The sequence below is a fragment of the Nitrobacter hamburgensis X14 genome (assembly GCF_000013885.1).
Classification (GTDB): domain Bacteria; phylum Pseudomonadota; class Alphaproteobacteria; order Rhizobiales; family Xanthobacteraceae; genus Nitrobacter; species Nitrobacter hamburgensis.
On sequence record NC_007964.1, the window covers coordinates 4,195,155 to 4,216,572 of the forward strand.

At 58.1% G+C, this 21,418-nt stretch carries 19 protein-coding genes and 3 pseudogenes; 15 read left to right on the top strand and 7 right to left on the bottom strand.

What is annotated here, in order from left to right:
* The first annotated feature begins 73 nt into the window (after nucleotides 1-73).
* Both NHAM_RS19580 and NHAM_RS19585 read left to right on the top strand, forming a co-directional pair.
* Nucleotides 74-1,075, top strand: coding sequence for a sensor histidine kinase (locus NHAM_RS19580; RefSeq protein ID WP_011512157.1), 1,002 nt, complete (start codon nucleotides 74-76; stop codon nucleotides 1,073-1,075).
* 199 nt (nucleotides 1,076-1,274) lie between these two features.
* On the top strand, nucleotides 1,275-1,514 hold the full coding sequence (locus tag NHAM_RS19585) for a hypothetical protein (protein ID WP_011512158.1): 240 nt from the start codon (nucleotides 1,275-1,277) through the stop codon (nucleotides 1,512-1,514).
* Between the two features lie 778 nt (nucleotides 1,515-2,292).
* Here NHAM_RS19585 and NHAM_RS19595 read toward each other — a convergent pair.
* Nucleotides 2,293-2,761, bottom strand: a pseudogene (locus NHAM_RS19595) (catalase); the annotation flags it as partial.
* Nucleotides 2,762-3,102: 341 nt separating this feature from the next.
* On the opposite strand from NHAM_RS19595, the pseudogene catE reads away from it, so the two are divergent.
* The 3 genes and pseudogenes from catE to NHAM_RS19605 all read left to right on the top strand — a co-directional run.
* A pseudogene (catE, locus tag NHAM_RS19600) lies at nucleotides 3,103-3,690 on the top strand (catalase C); the annotation flags it as partial.
* 159 nt (nucleotides 3,691-3,849) lie between these two features.
* Nucleotides 3,850-4,035 (top strand): annotated as a pseudogene (locus NHAM_RS28450) (hypothetical protein); the annotation flags it as partial.
* Nucleotides 4,036-4,320: 285 nt separating this feature from the next.
* On the top strand, nucleotides 4,321-4,584 hold the full coding sequence (locus NHAM_RS19605; protein WP_011512160.1) for a hypothetical protein: 264 nt from the start codon (nucleotides 4,321-4,323) through the stop codon (nucleotides 4,582-4,584).
* Between the two features lie 418 nt (nucleotides 4,585-5,002).
* Here NHAM_RS19605 and NHAM_RS19610 read toward each other — a convergent pair whose 3' ends face one another.
* Nucleotides 5,003-5,506: a phasin family protein gene (locus NHAM_RS19610; RefSeq protein WP_041358422.1), complete on the bottom strand. Its 504-nt coding sequence runs from the start codon at nucleotides 5,504-5,506 to the stop codon at nucleotides 5,003-5,005.
* 64 nt (nucleotides 5,507-5,570) lie between these two features.
* Between NHAM_RS19610 and NHAM_RS19620 the strand changes: the two genes are divergently transcribed.
* A protein-coding gene (locus tag NHAM_RS19620) for an IS3 family transposase (protein WP_086008331.1) occupies nucleotides 5,571-6,937 on the top strand; the annotation gives its coding sequence in 2 pieces (ribosomal slippage) (nucleotides 5,571-5,931 and nucleotides 5,931-6,937; 1,368 coding nt in all).
* Between the two features lie 483 nt (nucleotides 6,938-7,420).
* Here the strand turns inward: NHAM_RS19620 and NHAM_RS19625 are convergent.
* On the bottom strand, nucleotides 7,421-8,584 hold the full coding sequence (locus NHAM_RS19625; protein ID WP_011512163.1) for a hypothetical protein: 1,164 nt from the start codon (nucleotides 8,582-8,584) through the stop codon (nucleotides 7,421-7,423).
* Nucleotides 8,585-8,794: 210 nt separating this feature from the next.
* Here NHAM_RS19625 and NHAM_RS29365 point away from each other — a divergent pair, with 210 nt between their 5' ends.
* The 3 genes from NHAM_RS29365 to NHAM_RS19640 all read left to right on the top strand — a co-directional run bounded on the left by NHAM_RS29365 (nucleotide 8,795) and on the right by NHAM_RS19640 (nucleotide 13,153).
* Nucleotides 8,795-10,609 (top strand): ATP-dependent nuclease, encoded by a 1,815-nt coding sequence (locus NHAM_RS29365; protein WP_011512164.1) that lies wholly within the window; start codon nucleotides 8,795-8,797, stop codon nucleotides 10,607-10,609.
* Nucleotides 10,606-11,874 (top strand): ATP-binding domain-containing protein, encoded by a 1,269-nt coding sequence (locus NHAM_RS19635; RefSeq protein ID WP_011512165.1) that lies wholly within the window; start codon nucleotides 10,606-10,608, stop codon nucleotides 11,872-11,874. The genes NHAM_RS29365 and NHAM_RS19635 overlap by 4 nt, the downstream gene beginning before the upstream one ends.
* Before the next feature lie 196 nt (nucleotides 11,875-12,070).
* The gene (locus NHAM_RS19640) at nucleotides 12,071-13,153 is read left to right on the top strand and encodes a hypothetical protein (protein ID WP_011512166.1); all 1,083 of its coding nucleotides are present in this window, start codon (nucleotides 12,071-12,073) and stop codon (nucleotides 13,151-13,153) included.
* 2 nt (nucleotides 13,154-13,155) lie between these two features.
* Here the strand turns inward: NHAM_RS19640 and NHAM_RS19645 are convergent, their stop codons facing one another.
* On the bottom strand, nucleotides 13,156-13,659 hold the full coding sequence (locus tag NHAM_RS19645; protein ID WP_011512167.1) for a DUF4917 family protein: 504 nt from the start codon (nucleotides 13,657-13,659) through the stop codon (nucleotides 13,156-13,158).
* 18 nt (nucleotides 13,660-13,677) lie between these two features.
* Nucleotides 13,678-14,172: a hypothetical protein gene (locus NHAM_RS26965; protein ID WP_157043695.1), complete on the bottom strand. Its 495-nt coding sequence runs from the start codon at nucleotides 14,170-14,172 to the stop codon at nucleotides 13,678-13,680.
* A gap of 315 nt (nucleotides 14,173-14,487) precedes the next feature.
* Between NHAM_RS26965 and NHAM_RS19655 the strand changes: the two genes are divergently transcribed.
* On the top strand, nucleotides 14,488-15,777 hold the full coding sequence (locus NHAM_RS19655; protein ID WP_011512168.1) for a hypothetical protein: 1,290 nt from the start codon (nucleotides 14,488-14,490) through the stop codon (nucleotides 15,775-15,777).
* Nucleotides 15,778-15,815: 38 nt separating this feature from the next.
* Here NHAM_RS19655 and NHAM_RS19660 read toward each other — a convergent pair whose 3' ends face one another.
* Nucleotides 15,816-16,130, bottom strand: coding sequence for a hypothetical protein (locus NHAM_RS19660; protein ID WP_041358426.1), 315 nt, complete (start codon nucleotides 16,128-16,130; stop codon nucleotides 15,816-15,818).
* Nucleotides 16,131-16,354: 224 nt separating this feature from the next.
* Here NHAM_RS19660 and NHAM_RS19665 point away from each other — a divergent pair, with 224 nt between their 5' ends.
* The 5 genes from NHAM_RS19665 to NHAM_RS19685 all read left to right on the top strand — a co-directional run bounded on the left by NHAM_RS19665 (nucleotide 16,355) and on the right by NHAM_RS19685 (nucleotide 20,551).
* Nucleotides 16,355-16,549, top strand: a complete 195-nt coding sequence (locus NHAM_RS19665; protein ID WP_157043696.1) for a hypothetical protein — start codon at nucleotides 16,355-16,357, stop codon at nucleotides 16,547-16,549.
* Nucleotides 16,550-17,647 carry a protein rep gene (locus tag NHAM_RS19670; RefSeq protein WP_011512170.1) on the top strand — a complete coding sequence of 366 codons (1,098 nt, stop codon included), beginning with the start codon at nucleotides 16,550-16,552 and terminating at the stop codon, nucleotides 17,645-17,647. It begins immediately after the preceding gene.
* A gap of 72 nt (nucleotides 17,648-17,719) precedes the next feature.
* Nucleotides 17,720-18,061 carry a hypothetical protein gene (locus tag NHAM_RS19675; protein ID WP_011512171.1) on the top strand — a complete coding sequence of 114 codons (342 nt, stop codon included), beginning with the start codon at nucleotides 17,720-17,722 and terminating at the stop codon, nucleotides 18,059-18,061.
* A gap of 73 nt (nucleotides 18,062-18,134) precedes the next feature.
* Entirely contained in the window at nucleotides 18,135-18,632 is a 498-nt protein-coding gene (locus NHAM_RS19680; RefSeq protein ID WP_011512172.1) for a hypothetical protein, read from the top strand.
* 8 nt (nucleotides 18,633-18,640) lie between these two features.
* Nucleotides 18,641-20,551 (top strand): FtsK/SpoIIIE domain-containing protein, encoded by a 1,911-nt coding sequence (locus NHAM_RS19685; protein WP_011512173.1) that lies wholly within the window; start codon nucleotides 18,641-18,643, stop codon nucleotides 20,549-20,551.
* Nucleotides 20,552-20,630: 79 nt separating this feature from the next.
* Here the strand turns inward: NHAM_RS19685 and NHAM_RS19690 are convergent, their stop codons facing one another.
* Nucleotides 20,631-21,104 (bottom strand): hypothetical protein, encoded by a 474-nt coding sequence (locus NHAM_RS19690; protein WP_011512174.1) that lies wholly within the window; start codon nucleotides 21,102-21,104, stop codon nucleotides 20,631-20,633.
* Nucleotides 21,105-21,418 lie beyond the last annotated feature (314 nt).

Here is a 21,418-nt window from a genome sequence, read left to right on the forward strand (position 1 = left end):
CTTTTGGCCTGCCATGCCACGCGTCCGCAGATGCTGGAACTGGCACTGCCACTTTTAATGCGAAGGATATCTGATGGCCGGTGATGTACCGAGAACACGCGGTTTAGACCTCGAACATCTTCAACGTGCCATTGCGGCAGCAGGGGTGGCGCTTTGGACCTGGAACGTCGATTCCGATAAACTGACGATGGATGATCGGGCTTTCGACCTATGGGGCGTTCCGAGAAGCACCGAGGTAACTTTCGAGGATTTGTCCGCCCGCATTCATCCTGCTGATCGCGACAGAGTCAGGGCCGCGTTCTCGGCTACGCGAGCCATTGTTGGCCCATACGAAATCGATTTTCGGATCATCGTCGAAAGTGAAATCCGCTGGGTTTCTGCGCGGCGACAAGGCGACGATGCCGATATCCGCGATCGAGTGATATGTGGAATATTCATCGATGTGACCGGACGAAAGCAGGCGGAAGAAGGTCATGAACTCCTCGCCGGCGAAATGAGTCACAGGGTCAAAAACCTCTTGGCGATTGCATCGGGTCTGACGTCAATCACTTCCCGTTCGACAACTTCGACGGTTGAGATGGCGAAAGAACTCACGCTACGGCTTACAGCGCTGGGACGCGCGCATGATCTTATTCGACCACTTCCTGGACATGAAGGAAAAGCGGCGCTACTTGGCGACCTGCTCACCGTCTTGCTTGCTCCTTATGATGACCTGGGTGCGTTTAGCGGGCGGATCCGCGTTTCCGTCCCTCGCATGGGAGTTGGCGAAGCATCCGCGACCACACTCGCGATGGTAGTCCATGAGTTGGCGACCAACTCCTTAAAATACGGCGCCTTGTCGTCGCCGAAAGGTACCCTCGATGTGTCGTGTGCGCTTCCTGATCCTGAGATTGTCATAACTTGGACGGAACGTGGCGGTCCGCCTGTTTCGGCACCGGAAGGCGACGGAGGTTTTGGAAGCAGAATGGTCACGCGCAGCATGTCGGCGCAACTCGGCGGTTCGATAGATCGTCAGTGGCTTAAAGACGGCATCGTCGTAACGATTAAAATCGATAAAGATCGAATTGCGAAATGAACCGGCCGCAAAAGTTCGTTGAGCATCGTGTGAGCGGGTGAAAAGCCGGGACGGGTGGCATAAGTGACAGAGCGCGACGTAACCAACGAGGGGCTGTCTCCTTCGTCAAGGAGCATGGTAAGAGGAAGTTGCGGCGCGCACGCTTAGGGTGTATTGGAGGCGGCTCCGCTCCTAGATTCGGGCAAAGCTGGAGTTCCCAATGAGCATTGTTAAACGACACCTAGCCGAAAGCGAAGTGCGCATGGTTCTCGTTGAGGAAATTTGCATCGATACAGGAGCGCTTGTTTTAGATACCAAAACCGAGGAAGTTTATTTTTCGGCTGACGACGACGCCTATAAAAATGCCTTCGTGGCGGTGTTTCAGGCGTGGGCGAAAGGCACAATCAAGGGCACGGCGGAACAAGTGTTCGAGGCCACGAAATCTGTCCTTGAGGGCTAGCTGACGCCCAGAAGCCCTAAAGGCGAGAAACGCCCAGACGAAGCCATCCGCAACGCCGTCACGATCGCCAAGATCGCTCGCACTACAAGATCACGAACAACCGTAAAGCCCAGTGGGGCGGCCCTTTAGTTAAAAGAAAACCCGCCGGAGCGGGTTGACGAGCCTAGCGGTCTCACAGAACAACCCCGAGCGGGAGATCGAGTTCGATCGGGGCGAAGGGCACCGGCTTTGACGGGGCTGACGCTGCGGGATTTGTTGGGGTGATCCACGGAACGCCGATGAAAAGCACCGGACAGCCGTTTCGCACCCGCCACGCGGCTAGAAGACTCGCCGGTAGGCCAGAGGGATTCGAATTGGATCATATTTGCGGTCCCCAGAAAGTCCTGCTTCTCATCATCGCCGCTGGGGTTATTGTCCTGATCGGAGCGTTTCTCTATTTGCCGACCGTCATGACGGTCGCCCCAGTGAGCGGCCTTTCCCAATAAAAATCCCACTCCACTCCGGCGGGTTTTCAATTGCTCGGAACCACTGCCTTAGGCCCGCTTTTACGGCGGGCTTTTTTGGCTGGAAGCACTAAAACTTCAAATGGGATTCTCCGCGTCCTCGCTCCAAGCTGCTTCCGAACTGGCCCCCATGCCCTCGGCGGGCCTTTTGGCCTGTTAGCTCTCAGATGCCCGCCCCTATAGCTGATACAATCGGGGCCCGGATTTTTTCACTTGTCGCAGAAGTTAAACGGAACGGTGCAAATGGGATGGCCTGAAGAGCACCGAGAGACCATCGCGATGTGGCGCTGCTCCGGTGCCGTCTGACTCATGAAGAACTGACGGGCTTGGCTGTAGTGATCGGCGAAGCTTTCGGCCCGTAACCGCACCTTCCGGCCTTCTTCGACCTCCGCGAAGGAGCGAAAGCCACCTTTCGGACTTTCCCGCGGTCCTTCGCCGAGCGAGTTCGGCTGGTAGTTAACCCGACCGACCGGGTTGCGCATGGCCATATGGCCGTCCTGCTGAAAATGGTGGAACGGACATTTCGGCGCATTGATCGGAATGTGAGTGAAATTCGCGCTGCCGAGACGCTTCAACTGAGTGTCGAGATAGGAGAAATTGCGGCCCTGCAAGAGCGGATCATTCGAGAAGTCGATGCCCGGCGGAACGTTCTGCGTCATGAACGCAACCTGCTCGGTCTCGGCAAAGAAATTCTTGGGCAATGCGGTCGAGAACGAGCCGGCCGACCAGAATCGGCTTGAGGAGCGCTAAGCGAATTGATGATTGAGAACCGGTGGCGCCCAAGCTTTTCGTCGAGTGCGATTTTATCACGTCACCGCTCATCGCTTCAGGCGTAGAACGAAGTTTGTTCGATGGCGACCGGACAGGGCTCCGTTGCAATGTACTTTCGATCAAATCGAGGCGCAGGCCGGGCCAAAGAAGATTGAGCCTTCACGCAGCAGCAATCCGCGAGGTTGGCGCATTGGACGAAGTCGCTGTTCCATCAGGGTAGGGGCGCTCGTGATGCGGGGTAGATCCGCGGCTTTGATGCGACCACGTCGGTCATCTGCTCAAGAAGCGGCCCCTTCCGGAACCGGAGATCGCTGGCGGGCTCCAAGGGATCCTTTGACCTGGCGCGTGACGTGCGTGGCTTCGCGGTTAAGCTGTACACCCAGGAGGGCAACTGGGACATTGTCGGCAATAATATGCCTGTCTTCTTCATCCAGGACGCCATTAAATTCCCGGATATGGTCCATGCCGTGAAGGAAGAGCCGGATCGGGCATTCCCGCAGGCACAGTCGGCGCATGATAACTTCTGGGACTTCATCAGCCTGACGCCAGAATCGATGCACATGATCATGTGGATTATGTCGGACCGGGCGATCCCGCGCTCCTTCCGCTTCATGGAGGGATTTGGCGTCCATACCTTCCGTTTTCTCAATGCCAAGGACGAGTCGACCTTCGTCAAGTTTCATTGGAAGCCAAAACTCGGATTGCAGTCGGTCGTGTGGAACGAGGCGGTGAAGATTAACGGGGCCGATCCGGATTTCCACCGGCGCGATCTGTGGCACGCAATCCAGTCCGGCAATTTCCCCGAATGGGAACTGCGGGTGCAATTGTTTGATCAGGCGTTTGCCGACAACTTTGATTTCGATGTGCTCGACCCGACCAAGATCATCCCGGAAGAATTGCTAACGAGTTGTTCGGCCGCCGGGCTGGAATCCAATGTGTTTCGGCGCGAGGTTTGGACGCCGATCGGCGCCAGGGTCACTATTGTCACATCAATAAAATCGAAACTTTAGATTACGGGTGCGACGATTGAGGGGGTCAAAGTTCAATCAGTATTCACAGTCTGGCTGCGTGCACTTCTCGCCCGCGCCCATCCCAACGTCGCCGTCGTCGCATTGGCCGCGAAGATGGCGCGCACCGTCTGGGCGCTGGACTTATCAGGCCGTGTCGATAACGGCATGAGGAACAAGCCCCCGGCGGATACTGGTCGGACGCGACGAACTGCGAGCGGTGAAAGGAAGATGGCCTGACAGTCGATCGGTGTCTCGAAAACCTCCGGCGTAAAATGGCCTTCGAGGCCGGCCCCTTTATGAGGATCGGGATGCGCGGATCTCCATCTTGGCAGCGGCATAAGCGCCGACATGCCGGATACGTTTGTGCAGACTGTTCAAACCATCTCTAATTACGCTTGCAGCGGCGCAGGCCATACGTTTTACTCTTTGACAGTGACGCACTCAGGATACTTTGGTTCAGTTCTCCGTCCGATTGACAAGCAGTTCCGGAACGAACCAGCCGACGGAACATTGACTGAATGAATGGCTCTTCAGTTCCACCGTGTCTTCGAGAAGATGGAAATATGGAGCGCAAATAGCGACGGCTATTCGTTCACAATCAGCTTCTTCGAAAAGTTTTCCGGTCCCGGATTTCAAGGTAGGCGGGGCTATGTGGCCTCATGGCGTCCACTTTACCGAGGCCGTGGCGCCATCAAGATCATCGGCTCCCCGTTTAAGTCTTTCGAGGAGGCCGAAGCCGCCTGCGATGCGATGCTAAAACACCTGATGAACGACCGTGCACGATAAAAAAACCCGCCGGGCATGGCGGGAATTTTTGTTAGACCGCTTGAAACTTTTTGGGCTTTTCCTAATTTTTGGATCCGCGCTATGCGGTCCGAGTGCGCTGCGCACATCGCTATATCTAACCTCGCGGGGACAGCGCAAAAAGGTGAGATAAGCTTGGCCCACCTCAGGCATCCTCAAGCTCGACCGACAGCGACTGCGCGGCCCATGGGGCGCACATGACGTGCTCACCCCGTTGCTCAGAACCAAGGAACTGGCAAGCTGATCTCCGCCCCCGCACCGATCATGGCCGCCTGATTGGTTACGACCCCTTCAGCGCCACGGCTCGCTCGACCTAACGTCACCCCAGTCCAAAAGGCGACTTCTTCAACACAATCGGCCAATGCGGAGGCTACCGTTTGCCGCAGCAGATGGTTCGCGGTCATCCTCCCGCCAAAGCTGTGAGCTCCCGGGAAGCGTCGATCGCCCGGAACGGATATGCAGCAGTCATTTCGTTTGAATACTTCTGGAACGTGTCCATCCGTCTGTTTGTAAATTCGGCAATGACGGCGAAAAATTCGATTGGCAACCTGATCGTCCCAAGCCTCTGGCCGAATTCAAAAGTCAATTGCAGGTTGGCTTGTGCCATTTCCAGAAGCGTCGCTTGGAAAGCCTGCATGTTTGCCGTCGCTAAAGAAAAGTCAAACCCTTTCCTTGGATACTTATCTCGCATCATCTGACTGAAGCCATCTTGTAAGGCAGCCACCGGATTCTCCACGATGGGCGCCTTTTGTTTTGAATCGTCAGGAAGTTTGAGAGGCGATTCAATCGAGCCTGTGGCAACAGAAGGCCGGGGGTTGTTTTTCGGGCTCCTAACAATAGCCTGCTTGTTCCGTTGGGCCCGCGCGGCTTTTTTAGGGTTTCGGTGTCTGCCGTCAGCGCCCATGAGACAAATTGAGGGACTTTCCGGAGGGAGGATTTCTGGTTCATCGTAGCCGCAAGGAGCGCAGATGAAACAGAAATCCGGGCCGGGCAAAGTGCCGGCAGAACGAGTGCTGAAGGACATCCGACGTCAGACCCGCCGGCAGTACTCGGCGGAAGAGAAGATCCGCATTGTGCTGGAGGGGCTGCGCGGCGAGGAGAACATCTCCGAGCTCTGTCGCCGCGAGGGCATCGCCGCCTCGATGTATGCCGCCTCGATGTATTACGGCTGGTCCAAGGAGTTTCTGGAGGCCGGCAAACGCCGGCTGGCGGGCGATACCGCGCGTGCTGCAACGTCCGGCGAGGTGAAGGATCTTCGTCGCGAGGCTACCGCCCTCAAGGAGGTCGTGGCCGACCTCACCCTGGAGAACCGTTTGCTCAAAAAAAGTTTGAACGGGGATGGGGAGGACGAGGCATGAGGTATCCAGCGTCCGAGAAGGCCGAAATTATCGAGCTGGTCGAACAATCGCATCTACCGGCCAAGCGCACGCTGGACAAGCTCGGTGTCCCGCGGGCCACGTTTTATAGATGGTACGATCGCTACCGCGCGGGCGGCCTTGAGGCGTTGGCCGATCATCGGTCGAGGCCGGACCGGGTCTGGAATCGCATCCCCGACGATGTGCGGGGCCAGATCATTGGACTGGCGCTGGAGCTCCCCGAGCTGTCCCCGCGAGAACTGGCGGTGCGCTTTACCGATGAGCGAAAGTACTTTGTCTCCGAGGCTTCGGTCTATCGGCTGCTGAAGGCGCACGATCTCATCACCAGCCCGGCTTATGTGGTGATCAAGGCGGCGAACGAGTTCAAGGACAAGACCACCGCCATCAATCAGCTCTGGCAGACCGACTTCACCTATCTCAAGATCACCGGCTGGGGCTGGTACTATTTGTCGACCGTGCTGGACGACTTCTCGCGCTACATCGTGGCCTGGCGGCTCGGCCCCACCATGTGCGCTTCCGACGTCACGGCGACGCTGGACCAGGCGCTCGCGGCCTCGGGGCTGGACCACATCAATGGAAAGCAGCGGCCGCGGCTTCTCAGCGACAACGGATCGAGTTACGTGGCGGACGACCTGGCCAAGTGGCTCGAGAGCAAAGGCATGCAGCACGTGCGCGGCGCGCCGTATCATCCCCAGACCCAAGGCAAGATCGAGCGCTGGCATCAGACCTTGAAGAACCGCATCCTGCTCGAGAACTATTACCTGCCTGGCGATCTCGAGCGGCAGGTCGGCGCCTTCGTCGAGCACTACAATCACGACCGCTATCATGAAAGCATCGACAATCTGACCCCGGCTGACGTCTACTTCGGCAGGTCCGAGACCATCCTCGCAGAACGTCAGCGCATCAAACGCGATACCATCGCAAACCGTCGCTTGCAGCATCGACTGCAGGCCGCTTAAACTCTAACCCTGATGAGCCAGAGCCGCCCTTCTCAAAATCCCTGATCAGTCTCAAATCATCTGACGACGGACAATGGGAAAGAATCGAGGGTGCCGCAAGCTTCTGATAAGTCTTGCGAAGTCGCTTTCAGCCGGATTCGCTGCTCGCCGCTCAACTTCATTCATTCGCCCTCCCGCGCAGCGTCTCGATCTACGCCGTAACGGGCAGTGATCAGCGGCAGCCCATAATGCCGATGTTGCCACATGAATGAGCGTCTGAAGTTAGACGGAGCGGGAACGGTTCGGGATGAGCGATTATGGGTCTTTGCAGCCCCGGGGCAATGATAAACGAGCGTCCGCTTATCGTGCTTGGCAGCCCGTTAGCTGCCAGTCGTGCATTGTGTATGCGCCATCGACGTTGGGGAGATTGTTCATCGCGAGCACGGGCGTGCGGAGGTCGTTGATATCGGTCATCGCGTTCTTCGTTTTCGTAGCTTGTGTGCTTTATTCCTGTGGTGCGGGCCGTGTGATCCGGGGTCGCCGCGCGCCTGGTTCGGGCGGCGCTTGCGTCGCAGTCAGCAGCGCATCTTCGGCCGTTTTCTGCGGGTCCATGAATGTCATCCGATCGGCGATAAAACCGCCGAAGGCGTCCGCATCGGTCGCCGAGGGTATCGGCGCGTCATATACGAGCGGGAGGAAGGCGGTGAGCGCGATCCGGTAGAGAGGCGCCGCATATTCGAAGATCGTGCGCTGAGGCGTGGCGAGCAATAACGTGCTTCTCTCGACGGGATTGCCGTGGAGGAAGTCGTTTCGGCAGTCATAGAGCGACTGGACCAGCCATGACGCCAATGTTCGCTTCACCTTCGTCTTGTTGCCGGTGTCGTGTGCGAGCTGGCCGCTCGCCGGGATCGCCCACCGCGTCCGCTCGATCAGCTCGAATACCTTTTCGCGGTTGGCCTTGCCGCTTCCGCCCGGGTGAACCAGAATTTCGAAAGCGCTGACCCAGAGCGAGACGATCCGGCCAACGTCGTAGAATGTCGTATCGGTCCCGGCAGGCAGGAGCGAGGCGTGATACGCCATGTTGAGTGAGCGCATCAGCGCCACGTCGTCCCACGCCGGCTCCTCGGCCTCATATCGTCGGCGCCATCGCGCCAGCAGCGCGGCGAGGAGCGGCTCATCGATGTCGCTCGCGGCGAGCGACGTGCGGAAGAGAGCGGGAGACGATTGGCCACGAAAGCTGGAGACCAGGTGAGTGCCCAGGATCGCCGGCGTGCTGCCGATGACGTCCTTGTAGTGCCGGTCGAGCATCCATGGATAAATGGCGAAGGCCTCTCCGAAGAGAACGCGATGTCCGCGCGGATAACGAAGCTCCAGCGAGCGCCCGTGGGTGATGGTCGACAGCGCGATGACGTCGCGGAAGCTTCCCAAGGCGGCGACATCGCGGAAGCTTGGCGGCGCGGCTGCGTCGAGGAGCAGCACTGCCGGTTCGAATTTTGCTCCAAAATTGTCCGTGAAGCGATTGAGGAACTGCTTGAAGGTCGGATGAGCGCGTTTCAGGGCTCTGACACGAGAGTCGTGAGCCGGCGCTATCGCCGCGATCTCGCATTCGACCGCATGGTCCAACGGTATGTTCGGCAGGACGAATACCGGCGTCCAGTCGACGGTCATATGCGATCCCTCATCTTAGGTGTGAATAGGCATGGAATAAGGACCCCGTTTTTGGGGTGATCGGCATACTTCTTGGGTGCCGATCCCGGGTCCCGATTGCGTGCTGATTGACATCTTAGGAACATGCGCATGCTCAAAGAGCGGATATCGCACGTCTAACCTGTCACACCGCGAGGAAATATTTTATATGCATTTGTGGGGGGGACAACCGTGCAAATCGCAAAGCTAGAGATCGAGAATTTTCGGGGTATCCGCGAAGGCGTCGTTCGCTTTTCACCTCATACCGTCCTCGTCGGCTCAAATAACTGCGGGAAGACTACAGTTGTCGAAGCGCTGGCGCTTTTGTTCGGCCGGGATCGGATGGTCCGCCAACTGACCGAGCATGATTTCTACGGCAGCAACCCTCAGCCCGTGGACCGAATTCGCCTTGTCGCCACGGTCATCGATTTTGATGGTGACGACCCGGCTCAGCATATGGACTGGTTTCGGGACGATCGCGGAATCGTAAAGTGGTGGAATCCGGTCGATGGCGCCGTGATGCCCGCCCGCACCGACCCGTCATGGAAGCTCGCATGCCAAGTCACTTTCGCCGCGCGATTTCACAGGCCGTCGCTCGAAGTAGAGACGCTTCGGTACTTCCACGACGACGATGCGGTAGGCGATGTGTTTGCCGACGAGAGCGCCACTGCTTTCTCCGCGCGCTTGATCCGCGACATCGGGTTCTTCTTCGTGCCGGCCGCCCGGACATGGGATCGGACGGTGTCGTTCGGATCGGAGTTATTTCGCAGGGTCGTAGCCGCCGGCGAAGGGCAGCCGTCCGAGTCAGTTCTTAGCGAGCGGGACAGATTGCGCATGCCGGAGGCGCGGCTTGAGCAGGATGAGCGCTTGGCTCCGATCGTCAATCGCCTGAATCAGGAGCTACGCGGTTTCTTCCGGACAGCTCCCACGCTCCATTTGAGAGTGACGGCTACTGATAGCGATGGCCTGCTTGAATCCGTCGTCTCGCACTATGCCCATGAGGGGGCTGATCTCCCTTTGCCAGCAAGGCGGCATGGCAGCGGCCTTCTCTCGCTCCAGCATCTGCTTCTGCTGTTGCAGTTTGGCCGTATGCGCGCCGAAGCCAACGAAGGATTTTGGATGGCGCTTGAGGAGCCGGAGCTGCATGTGCCGCCGGCCCTACAGCGTCGACTGGTTCATCGAATTCAGGCCCTTTCCCGACAGACGTTCGTCTCGACCCATTCGCCGATGGTGGCGGCACTCGCAGACCCGAAGGGCGTGGCGGTTCTCCGCAATGACGGAGGAGTGCTGACTGCCATTCCTTTGCTGACATCCACACTGCCTGCTGACACGCCGAACAGCGTGCGGAAGCTGTTCCAGGTCAACCGCGTCGAAACGGTCGCGGCCGTGATGCACGAGTTTGTCTTGGTTCCCGAAGGACGTACCGACTATGAATGGCTCGGGCTGCTGGTTCGCGCGGTCGATCTGCATCAAAGCTGGGCGGCGGCGGACGAGTGCCGTTTCGATGCTTTTGTCGGCGTGATCCCGACGCATGATGGCGCTGTCGTCAGGACGGTCGAGGCCATGGCGCCGTTGCATCCCCGCGTTGTGGCGATGGTCGACGGGGACGTGGAGGGCGTCGGATACGCCGCAACTCTTGTGGCGGCCGGATCTCCAAACTCGGGCGTGATCCTTCGGTGGGCGGATGGCCAGATGCTTGAGGATACCATTGGCTGGATCATCAATGCCAATGCGAATGCCTGTCTTCCGGCGATTCAGATCGATCAACCGGCAGCCACCGTGGCAGAGCTGGTCGCGCGCCTAAAAAGCGACAATCGCGCTGCCGGGGGACTGAAGAAGGACACGTCAAGCTACGAGATCATCGCGGGCGCGATCGGCGCCACGGAAGCCTGTTGTGCGCGAGCGCGGTCGTTGCTCAACGCGATCACCGATGTGGTGAAGGGAGAGAACAACCCGCTGTTTGCCGCGGATGCTGCTAATCCGGCGGTCAGGGCGTTCCAACCGTGACGGTTCGGGCGGTCGAGGGAGCTGCCGGATGCGGAAAGACGTATCGTCTCATGGAGATGCTCTCGGAGACGCTCGCTGCCCATCCTTTGATCGAGGGGCAGCGCGTGCTTGCGCTGACTTTCATGCACGGTGCGAGGCGCCGCTTGTCCGACCGGCTTCGGACCGTTGCCGGTCTCATGGGCCGGGTGGAATGCTGCACCGTCGACGCCTTCGCATGGCGCATCTACCGGCGCTGGCGCGGCCTTGCCGTGGCGCTGGGAAGCGCACCTGCCACGGAAGGCGAGTTCGATGCGGTCTGCGATGCAGCCGGACTGCTTCTTGAGCAGCAGCAGGTCCGGGCCTGGACGGCGGCGAGCTTCCCGATCGTGCTGGTGGATGAGGGACAGGATCTGAGGCCGCAGCGACTACGGATGTTGGTCGCGCTGTCTGGCGCTACCCACGCATTGATTGCGGCAGATGAGTTTCAATGTCTCGACCAGGCGCTGCGGCCAAATCCGCTGGTGACCTGGTTGCAAGGCACGGCAGAACCAGAAACGCTGGTCCAAGTGCGCCGCACGAATATTGGGGGCCTTCTGACGGCGGCGGCGGCGATCCGGAACGGCCAGGCGCCGGTGAATGGACAGGGCTTCCGCATCTTGCAGCCGGGCGCAAGCGTTCCTCTGGCTGCGACCTTACTTGCCAACGCTATCGCGTGGCGACAAGGGGGCAACGTCGCTGTGATCACACCGGCGCTACAAGGCGGATTCGTCCAGTCTGTGGTAACGCGCGTGGGGCAAGGCCCCTGCGGACAGCAGCAGAACGGACCGTACGCGATCCAGTGGGAAGGCACTGATCGAGACGAGACGCAGGTCATCCTCGGGGGGCTCGAGCTTGTTGCGAACGCGACCGCTGTGGCGACATGCGCCGCGCTGCGTTCGCTGCCACCATCGGGGCCGGTGCGCGCTGCAATCCTATGGGTGGAAAATCAAATCCATGCTGTCGGGCGTACGGAGTTTCCCCGCGTGGAGATCGAAGCCGTGATCGCTCGAAATGTTGCGTTGCGCAGGCAGTATGGCGGTGGTGCAGCGCATCTCTTCACCGCGATGACGGTGCAACAAGCCAAGAACCGCGAGTTCGACGGCGTCGTGGTCATATGGCCGTATCAGGTCGGCGGCGATGTCGAGCACAAGCGCCGGCTGCTCTACAACGCCGTGACGCGGGCCAGGCGTTGGTGCAACATCATCGTCCAGGGCCAGAACATCCTCGCCGCGGCGCCGTTCGTATAGATTTGCTAAAGCAGCGGCGCTGCAGTAGCCGCGACACCCCGTCATTTGGAATCCCGCACCTTCACCTTGACCGTGTCGAGGTGCAAACCGGTTTCTACCGGTTTTTCAGACTAGTGTGCCGTATCGCCACGCGATCTTGCTGACCTGGCTGAACAACCACTATGCTAACCAGTAGATCAAAACTTGGAGCTGGTGTGTGCCGTCGTTCTGTAGCTTCCTCGTATTTGAACCAAGTCAAACTAAGTTGGTGATATCCCTTTGTCGGGGCGCCGGTTGGAACGTTCGCTTCATTCCTGATCCTTCAAAACGCTATAAGTTTCATAAAAGTGGGCATTCTGAAGTTGCACAACCTAGGGCTTTGGCGGCTTTTGGCTCTCTCGGAGACGGCGAAAATCACGGGCAGTTGTTGGTCGTGGAGGCTGAAAGGACCGAGGCTAACAACATCATCCAACTCATCCGCGCCGCCAATGTTGTCGTTGAAGGGTTCCCGGATCAGAAATACGGAAACCCTTCGGGCTTCGAGATATCGGACGATGCGTCCGAGCAGGCAAGCATCTTCAAAGACATCTTCCAGACTAACGGGTTCTTTGAGCTTTTTTCGTTCAAGATGGAGAGGCCGGTGGCCGTTGCCATGGCGGTCAACGCCTGGTCAGATAGGCGGATTGTCTATGCGATCCACAAACTCTCAAAAAGCTACGAAACAGACGCCATTACGCCCTGGTCGGCGCACCCACGGTATGGGCAGATCTTTGAGAAACATTCCGGCGAGTTCTCGGATCATGTACGCAGTTCCATTGCCATAAACCTTGCCTTCTCCGCTATCGAGGAGATGAAACTGCAAGTGAATTCCAGCCGGGAAAAGCCGCGATGGTTGGACGACAAATACACGTGGAACCCGACAGTCTTGAAGGACATCAAGTCTCGGCTCGAAAAGGTTGGGATCAATCCGGAGAGAACCGTCGATTGGGTAGTGAGGGGAGATGAGACCGAACTTACAATCCAGCCGGCACGCGACCGATTTTCAGACTATGGCGATGGGCAAATAGTCCGAGACATCGAATTCCCTCTTCCCGACGCAATTCACGCCTGCAGTTACTTGCGGAATTTCATGACGGCACATGCCTTTGGAAAAGAGACACAGCGTCTGGGGCCTTACGAGGTGTACAATGTCCAGCAGGTGGCACGCTTTCTAATCCTCTCAATATGTGGCCTTTTTAACGTGTGGACACGTGATCTGTCAGAACAGATGGCGCTCCAACTTAGACGTGACGAATGTTGATTTCACGCGGTTGATTTTTGAAGTGCCTGCGATTTCACCCGCAGTCTTTTCCGAACGTCCGCTTTCACGAAGCTGAGGCCCCACAGGGACAGAGGAAACGACCGCTCTCCACCAAGTCGAGCCTTTCCATGATGAATCGTTGACGTGGCAGGAGCGACCCCATTCTCTCCGTTTAAATCGTTGCAATGCCTCGTCTTGTTTACCGCTTTTACCAAGGCCTCTCGCACCTCTTGGGCATGTGTCTCCAGTTCTTTAGCGTGGTCTTCATTCCCATAGGCCTGTTCGACGATGACAGCCCCTTCAAGGGCGCGGACGACCACCTCGAAATCTGCCGTTTCCAATGCTGAGAAAAGATTGCGCAGCGGCGTGCCTTCCTTGAGCCCGGACTCGGTCAGCAAACTGGCATAAGTAAAATACTGTGCGGCAAACCCATTGCCGATGAGTAACGCACGATCTTCACCGTCTGTCTTCTTTATAGCTCCTTCGAAGCTGATGATGTCTGGCACTGCTTCACTACCGATAGATCATGATAACTGGATGATGGAGGTTCGCTGTGGAGAAGGCAACGACCAAGAAGCATCTGACAGGAACCATGCGGAATCCTCTTGGCAGAGGTTCTTTTTGGACACCCCCTTAATTCTCCGCTGAGCCTTCAGTTTATCACTTGCCGCTTGCGTCGAATTGAGGGACGGGCGAGCGTTTGCTCGCTCACCCCTGATCCGCTCCAACAAGACGCTGGCGGATTCGTCGTTGGGGTCCTGCGGCACGAGTTCGCCCCGGAAGCCTTTAGCGAGCACGGCCTGATCGAGGCTGTCGATCAGTCGGCGGGCGCTGGTCGCTTCGGCGGCGAAACGATTGATCCAGTTGAATGCCGTCTGTAGTCGTCTGACAGTCTCCAATTGGTCGGGCAAAGGCGGAAGAGGAACGGGTGTCTGATTGAGACCTTGCTGATTTATCTTCGGCAGAACCGTGCGTCCCTCATGTTCGACGGTAAAACCAGCAAAGGACTCGCTGATCAACCAGTAGAGCAGAGCGTCTTCCCTCTCGGACAGGGTGAGAGGGCGGCGGCCGATCCCCTAAAGTCTAGGGGGTACTGGTTGCGGGGACGCGCAACAGACACACCGATAGACTTCCGGCACTGGTCATTTCCCTCCCGGTGTAGGGATGCCGCCGAACGTGACCGTCGTCGACGGTTATACATCAGAATGCAAGGCCCTGTTATCGCGAAAGAAATCGCCCGGAAAACGGCGACGGCCTACTAATTTGGAGGAACTTTCTGTTGCGTTTCGGGAATAGGGTCCGCGATAAAATCGGTTCATAGGCGGAGGACGACCATGGATCGCGCACGAGCAATATTCAGAATTGCCTACTTTTTGGATCTCCTTGAAGTTTTCGAGGCACGGGCCAATGACGTGGATCTGCGGGAGCATGTGTTCTCTCGTATCAAGTGGTTTATCGAGAAGCGGGCTGAATATCTAAATCCTCGTTTGAACGGAAAGCCGCTTCGCAAGCTGAGTGAGGTTAGATATTCGGAATTGGAAGATGCCCTGTCCCGCCGACCGGTGTCTTCGAATTCCAATGACCTATACTTTTCCGAAGCTGAGATGGACCAGCTGCTCCTGGCCTATGAACAATATTTGGAAGCGTGGCTCCTACTGAGCGGTCTAGGACAGGGTACAAGTCTGACCGGTACGTTCAATAAAGGTCAGACGGTCGGCGCTGCCAAAAGGGCTTTGTCGGCGAACAATTTAAAAAGTTCGGACCTGGCAGACGCGACTGCCCTCCGCACTTTTCTCGACCCGCTCGTTTTCTCGGAACGACAGCGTGGAAACGGCGTTCGAGCATTCGGCAAGGGCCGACAGATTTATATGGCCTTCACAAAATGGCCAGGATCTTTCTCGTTGAGCGAAAAAGCGCTCGTCAACCTCAGACTGAACATATTGATCAGGATCGGCTACGCAGCTTACCAGCACGAGCTTGGCGATCAGCTCGTTTGGTTTCGTCGGGAGGTCGAAGCGCTTCAAAAAGATCATACTGACTTTGCCGATCTATGCGACCTCGTTCTGTTGCAACACGAGGGATACCAATCGGCGACTTCTGACGCCCCTTTCGAAGCGCTGATGCTGGGCTACAACATCAAGAAGTCGAACCACCCGTTTTTTGGTTACGGCATGTGCGAGGGAGGCCTGCTGCACAACGCGGGCACCTGCGCAACCGGGATCGGATACGATTTTGATGCCAAAGTCGACAAGGCTGGCGGACTATCAGTTCGAGAGATGCTGGTGCGAGCACGCGAATTAGATATCGACGATGGTGACTTTGAAGGGGCTGCTTTTTCGGCCGGTGGTCTGGCGCGAGCCCTCGACAGGGCAAAGCACCATGAAAGGGCCATGGACGTTGTCAATGAGGGCTTGGCGGGATTCGCTCAAAGTGGTGTAACCGCGCCATATGCGTTCGTCTCATTGCTGAAAACACGAGCCTCTATCTATTTCTCGCTTTCAAAGAAGAGCAACGACCTCAATCTAGCCAGGCTAGCCGGCGCCGATTCTGCGGCAGCGCTTGACCTTGCCAAAAAACATGGATTGGTCCACTTGACCAAAGATGTTGTCCCGCCAGAAAAATAGGAGAGGGAGCGGCTATGCTCTCTCTCCTGGTGTGATCGCTAAATGTCTTGACCTCGTCGCGCATCTCGCTTCAAGGCGAGCGAAATATTTCTCAATCGCCGCCGCTTCAGCAACGGGTCGGAACCCAAAGGGTCGCGCGCAATTCGCACAGCCCTATCGATAGCCGGATCTGTCGAACGGACCGACTGCCCGACAGCTCCGAGTAGCAGATTATAGTTGATGGCTGTGGGCGCTGCGTCGCAGAACGGTTCAACCACTTCAGCGACCTTGTCGAACATGCTCATGCAAAGCCGACTGGCCCGATAAGCATCTTTAAAGCGCACGCGTGCATTCACCGACGAGATATTCGTCATGATGGCCCTTTCGCAAACGTTTGAAGATTGATCTTGCCGGTCATAATACCTCAGCTTTTGAGCAGCGGCAATGCAAGTCGATTCTTCCGTCAACTAAGCACGAATGATGCCTTCCAAAGATTTTCTCCAAATATCTGATCGACCTATTTGTGCGTCACGAGTGATGCAGCCTCCAGAGAGAGAGGACTACGATGCGTACTCTCTACTCTCGAATGGAGACGGAAATGATCACCAAGCAGACCGTACAAATCGGCATCATCTCGTCGATCAATAGCTGGGAAGACGAAGATAAGAATCGTTATTTCCCCATCGGAAACTGCCGTGCATGGATCCGTGACGGCGGTGACGGGACTTGGCGTGGGATCCTCGAAATCGATCGCCCCGACGTGGTTCGCATACAGTCCGGTACCGACGAATAGATGGGCTTCTCGATGTACGACGATGAAGCCGATCTAGCCGAGGTTGCTAAGAGCCCCGACCATTTGGTCGATGGCAGCCACGATCTCACCAAGCACAATTCCAAACACCGGCTCACGGATCAGATCGCCGACCGCTATGCTCAACATGCGGAGCACAAGAAGCGCGCCGCGCGAATGTACGATTGCGGCAAAGTGCTGGCATTTGACCGCTACCGCATCGGCGATTGCGAGGAGCCCTTTCGTGTTCTTGCAAATGGCTCGTTCTGTCGCGAACGCCTCTGCCCATTCTGCATGAAGCGCAATAGCGCTTGGCTGCACGTTAGGCTCACGCAAGCCGTCGAACGATTCCTAAAGCAGAATCCGCAACACCAAGCGGCCCTGCTGACACTGACCATGAAGAACATGACAGAGGAGAAGCTGCGCTATTGGCTCGATCGGTTGCTTAAGGCGTTTCGCAAGCTCATGCGCTACAAGCGGGTGAGCGCAGCGGTTTCCGCTTGGTATCGCACCACTGAGATCACCCGCAACCCTGAAACCGGCGAATTCCACCCGCATATCCACCTACTCGTCTTTTTCCCGCCGGAGTACTTTAAGCGCGCCAAGGGCCTATACATCACGCAAGCCGAATGGGCGGGGATGTTCAAGAAGGCCCTGCAGGTTGATTACACGCCGGTGTGCGATATCCGGGCGATGCCAGGCGTCGGCGGCGGCGCGCCCCTGGATGATCTCGGCCGCAAATCCCTCTTCGAGGTCTGCAAGTACGTTTGCGAGCCCGGGATGTTTTTCGAGGGCGAGGACCTTGAGGGCTTTCCCCTCCTCGAACTCCATGAAGCCCTGCATGGCCGCCGCCTCATTGGCATGTCCGCCAACCTGCAACGGATCATGGATGAGCAGAGCCTGCCCCAGGAGGCTCCCGATGACTTCATTCCAGTTAACGGCCGGCTGCCCGAGGGCGCCGTGCTGGAAGGCCGCGAAATCTATCATTGGCGACAGGGAGCGACGCCGGCGCAGAGCCGCTACGTGCTCGTCGAGTTTCGGCCCTGGAGCCAACCATCGGCAACCATGGAGGCGGTCATGACCAGCACGTTACCCGACTAATGGCCGCGCAAACGCGGGGATTTTGCTTCACTTTTTCCCAACCTCATCCCAACAGCCTTTATGGAGATCGATATGTACGATGCTGAACTCTATTTGGACGGCACCATCGCCGGGGTTCGCTCTGGTGTTTTCAAGGCCGCTGATACTGGCAAGGAGGAGCCGTATGGCTTCATCCAACTCACCGGCCGCGATGGCACCTCGGCAAAGATGTACGAAGTCAGCCTCGCGACCGGCTTTGACATCAAGCGCTATGCCATCGGGACGAAAGTGAAGATGCCGGTCCGGGTCGGGGCCTCCAAGGACGGCAAGCGGATTTACTACCGCGAGGCCGTTCCGGTGGCAGCAACCGGCCCTACCGCCGCCCAGCAGCGTTCCCAGGCTGACGAGGCGCTGCGGTCCGCCAGCAAGGCTTGAGCCGTTCTCGCGCCCCAGCTGTTACGGCCGGGCAATGAAGCCCGGCCCGCCCTTCCACCGAATGGAGAACCCCATGGGTGACTTCAGCGAATACATGAAAAAAGTCAGCAGCGGCGAGATCTCGCGGAAAGAGTACATGCGTGACGTTCACCGCGCCAATGCCCACACCGAGCACCCGATCGGCTATAGGCTAAAGGACCAAGGGCTGTTCGACCATGAGTGCGTTGTTGACTACTACCGCGCGCTTGGCGAGCCAGCACCGATCCCGAAAATGAAAGTCGGCCGCCTCGTCCGCAAGACTATTTTTCAATTGGAGGAGGTCGGCGAGATCCACGAGCCCAAGGCGACCAACTTCGCCAATCGTGAACCCTGGCTTTACAAGCACCTCCATCGCGGCATGCTGGAGACTACCGAGCAGTACGTCGAGTACGAGCCCGGCGTCAAAGTGCGCCTGTCTGACGCCGAGATCAGCAAGCTGAAGCCGCAGCCGCTCGGCACAGCCCCCCACTACGACAGCGATCTCAAACTGACGCCCCGCTTGCTTGAGATATTCAACAACATCCGGCGCTGAGGGCCGACATGCTGAAGGCTTTCCGCGATTGGATTGCCGGCACCATTTGCAAAGAGGCAGGGTATCACCCTCTCCTGCCTCATGCCTATTGGGATCAAGGTGGCAATGCGCCCAACGAATGGGAAAATCACGAGTTCAAGGACTACTTTTCAATAGGGTCCGGTTACAGCAAGATCGATTTCCTTTACTGCCTGCCCTTCTTGAAACATCGTCCATCGGTTGTCCGCGTCGGTGGCGGCGGCCAATTCACAGGTACGGTGGCTATCCAGGCCCTCGCACGGGAAGCGCAACGCTTCGCGCGGGCGCGATATGAAAAGCAGACGGTCGCGGCGATCCTGTCCTGGCAGCAAAAGGTGCATGACGCCGGCCAGACCCTGGACGCAATCGACGGACCCGTGCCGGCGCCGCCTCTGCCGGGGAGCGCTCTTTCCATGGACCAGTACTGGTCTCCCGACTTTGCGCCAGAGCCGGCGGCCGTGTCCTTTCAAGCCTATTTTGACTGGCCGGAGGACGGATCGCGCAAGCCGCTCCAGTTCCGGTGCTACCTGCCACTGGGCTCGGCCACTGTCATTCTGACCGTCAACCATGGTGCCACGGGCCACGAGAGCGAGGCTGAACGCCACGCGATCTTCGCCGCGGCAAGCAAGATCCCGGCCCAAAGGTTCGCTCACCAGATCGCGGCAGCCATCACGCGGTATTGGGCCGCCCGCGAGTTGGAGAAGTTTTCCGCCGCATTCCGGGCCGCGGTGGAGGCCGATACCAACAAGGTCATCGCCGAATTCAAGGCCGGGCGGCATGCGCAGCTGCGTGATTGGCTGAACGAGATGAAGCCTGCTCCGCGGATCCTTGCGGCGCTAGGCGCGACGGGATGGCCCAACCAGCTCCCGCCCCAACTAGCCGAGCGCGTCGCCCAACACGCCCAGATCGGCTTGCGGGCTGCCGGGGAGAAAGTTCTCCAGGCCGAGACCCAAGCGCGGAAGGTCGCTGAAAGAGCGGCGCAACGCGCGGCGCAAGAAGCTGAACACGCACGAAAGAAAACGCTCGAGGCCGAAGAAGATGCGAGGCGCGCGCTCGAGCGTGCGAAACAGAAAGCGGAGTGGGCGAAACAGGAGGCGCAGGAAAAAGCGCGAATGAGCAGGCTGGAAGGGCGAATTCCTCTAGCACCTCCCGCCGGGGAGAACATGCTGGTGATGGGTACACGCGTGCGGGACGGCTTCGATTTCGTCATTCCGCTGCGGAACCTGCAGCACACGCTTGTGGCCGGCGTCAACGGAAGCGGCAAGAGCGTCATGCTTCATTCCCTGCTCTGGCAATTGGAGCGGCTGCCAGGTGTTGAAAAGCTGTTCCTGGTCGACCTGAAAGGTGGCGTCGAGTTCATCGACTACATCGATTGCCCGAAGGCGGAGATCATCAGCGAGTACAGCGCGGTCGTGGCACTTATTGACCGCGTCATGGTCGTCCTTGAAGAGCGTCAGCGCGTGATGCTGGAAAAACGCTGGAAGAACTGGCGGCTCGGCAGGATTTTCGTGGTCATCGATGAATATGCCGAGTTGCAGAGCAAGATCGACACTGCCAGGAGCAAAGAGGACAAACCCGTCGCCGAGCGGCTCTCGGCCAATTTGGAAGCCATTGCACGACGCGCCAGGGCATTGGGCGTGGTTTTGGTGTGCTCCCTCCAAAAACCGACTCTGGACGCCATGTCGTCAGCTGTACGCGCCAACCTCAATTTGCGGCTGTGCTTCCGCATGACGAATGCCATGGCATCGTCGGTGCTGGACAGCATTGAGACCGGAGTGCGCCCTTCCGACATGCCGCCTGGCCGCTTCTACTACTACGACTCCAGCCGGGGTGAGATCGAGCACCTCCAGGGGCAGATCAAGCCGGGGCTCGAACTGGCCGAGGATGATGATCATGAGTAATCGGCGAAGCCGTGAGCACGGCCGCGCAGCGGCCGCGCGCAGCGGCGAGCCATTCTCCTTGATGTATAGAAGCAGCGGGTCACTTCGCGACTCCTGCAAGCGCCGCCTGAGGCGATGCCGTGACATCGTGGCTGGCAGTGTAGCCCGAAAGCGACAGCGGGTGGTGGCGGTTGTGCACAGAGCGGGCAACAACGGCGGAAGCCCCGACAATGAGCAACATTACGAGCGCGAAGCAATCTGCCGCGAATTGTCGGCGGCGTGCAGCGGCACGGTCTTCGCGGACAGCCGCGGGCGTTGGAGGCGCGTCCCCTTCGTAGCCCTGCTGCCAGGGCAAGCGCAAAGGATGGGGACGGTCCAGCCTGATGCCGACCCCGACCTTGTCCCATTCGCTGTTGCTGATGAGAACAAGCCGCAGATACTTCGCCAGTGCATCATCGTTGCGGCGTGGCGGAATATTCCCGGTATCGTGTTCTTTAAGCCAGTCCCGGACGTCCGCGAAGGTTTGTTCATCGGCGGTCAGGGTCAGGCGGGTCGTCCATGTGTTGTGAGTCATGGCGCGTCTGCTTTCGTTGGTTTTATCTTTGCGAGGTCAAGCCGGCGGGTGGGCGGGCGCGTAAGCGCACGCACGCTCGCGGCATTTCACTCGATGTCGGCGCGGGCAGCGGTCTTGCCAGCTCGGCAAAACGGCCTATGCTGTGATCTGGTTTTGAGTTGTGACAGAACCAGCAGCCCCGCCTACAAGCGGGGTTTTTCTTTTCCGCCGAGGCTCGCGTGGGGCTGCAACGAGATTGCTAGAGGCGAAAGCACTGACGTCAGCCTCCACATTGATGTAGGGCCTCTTTGTTTTGCGCAGGAGATTGAAATCCC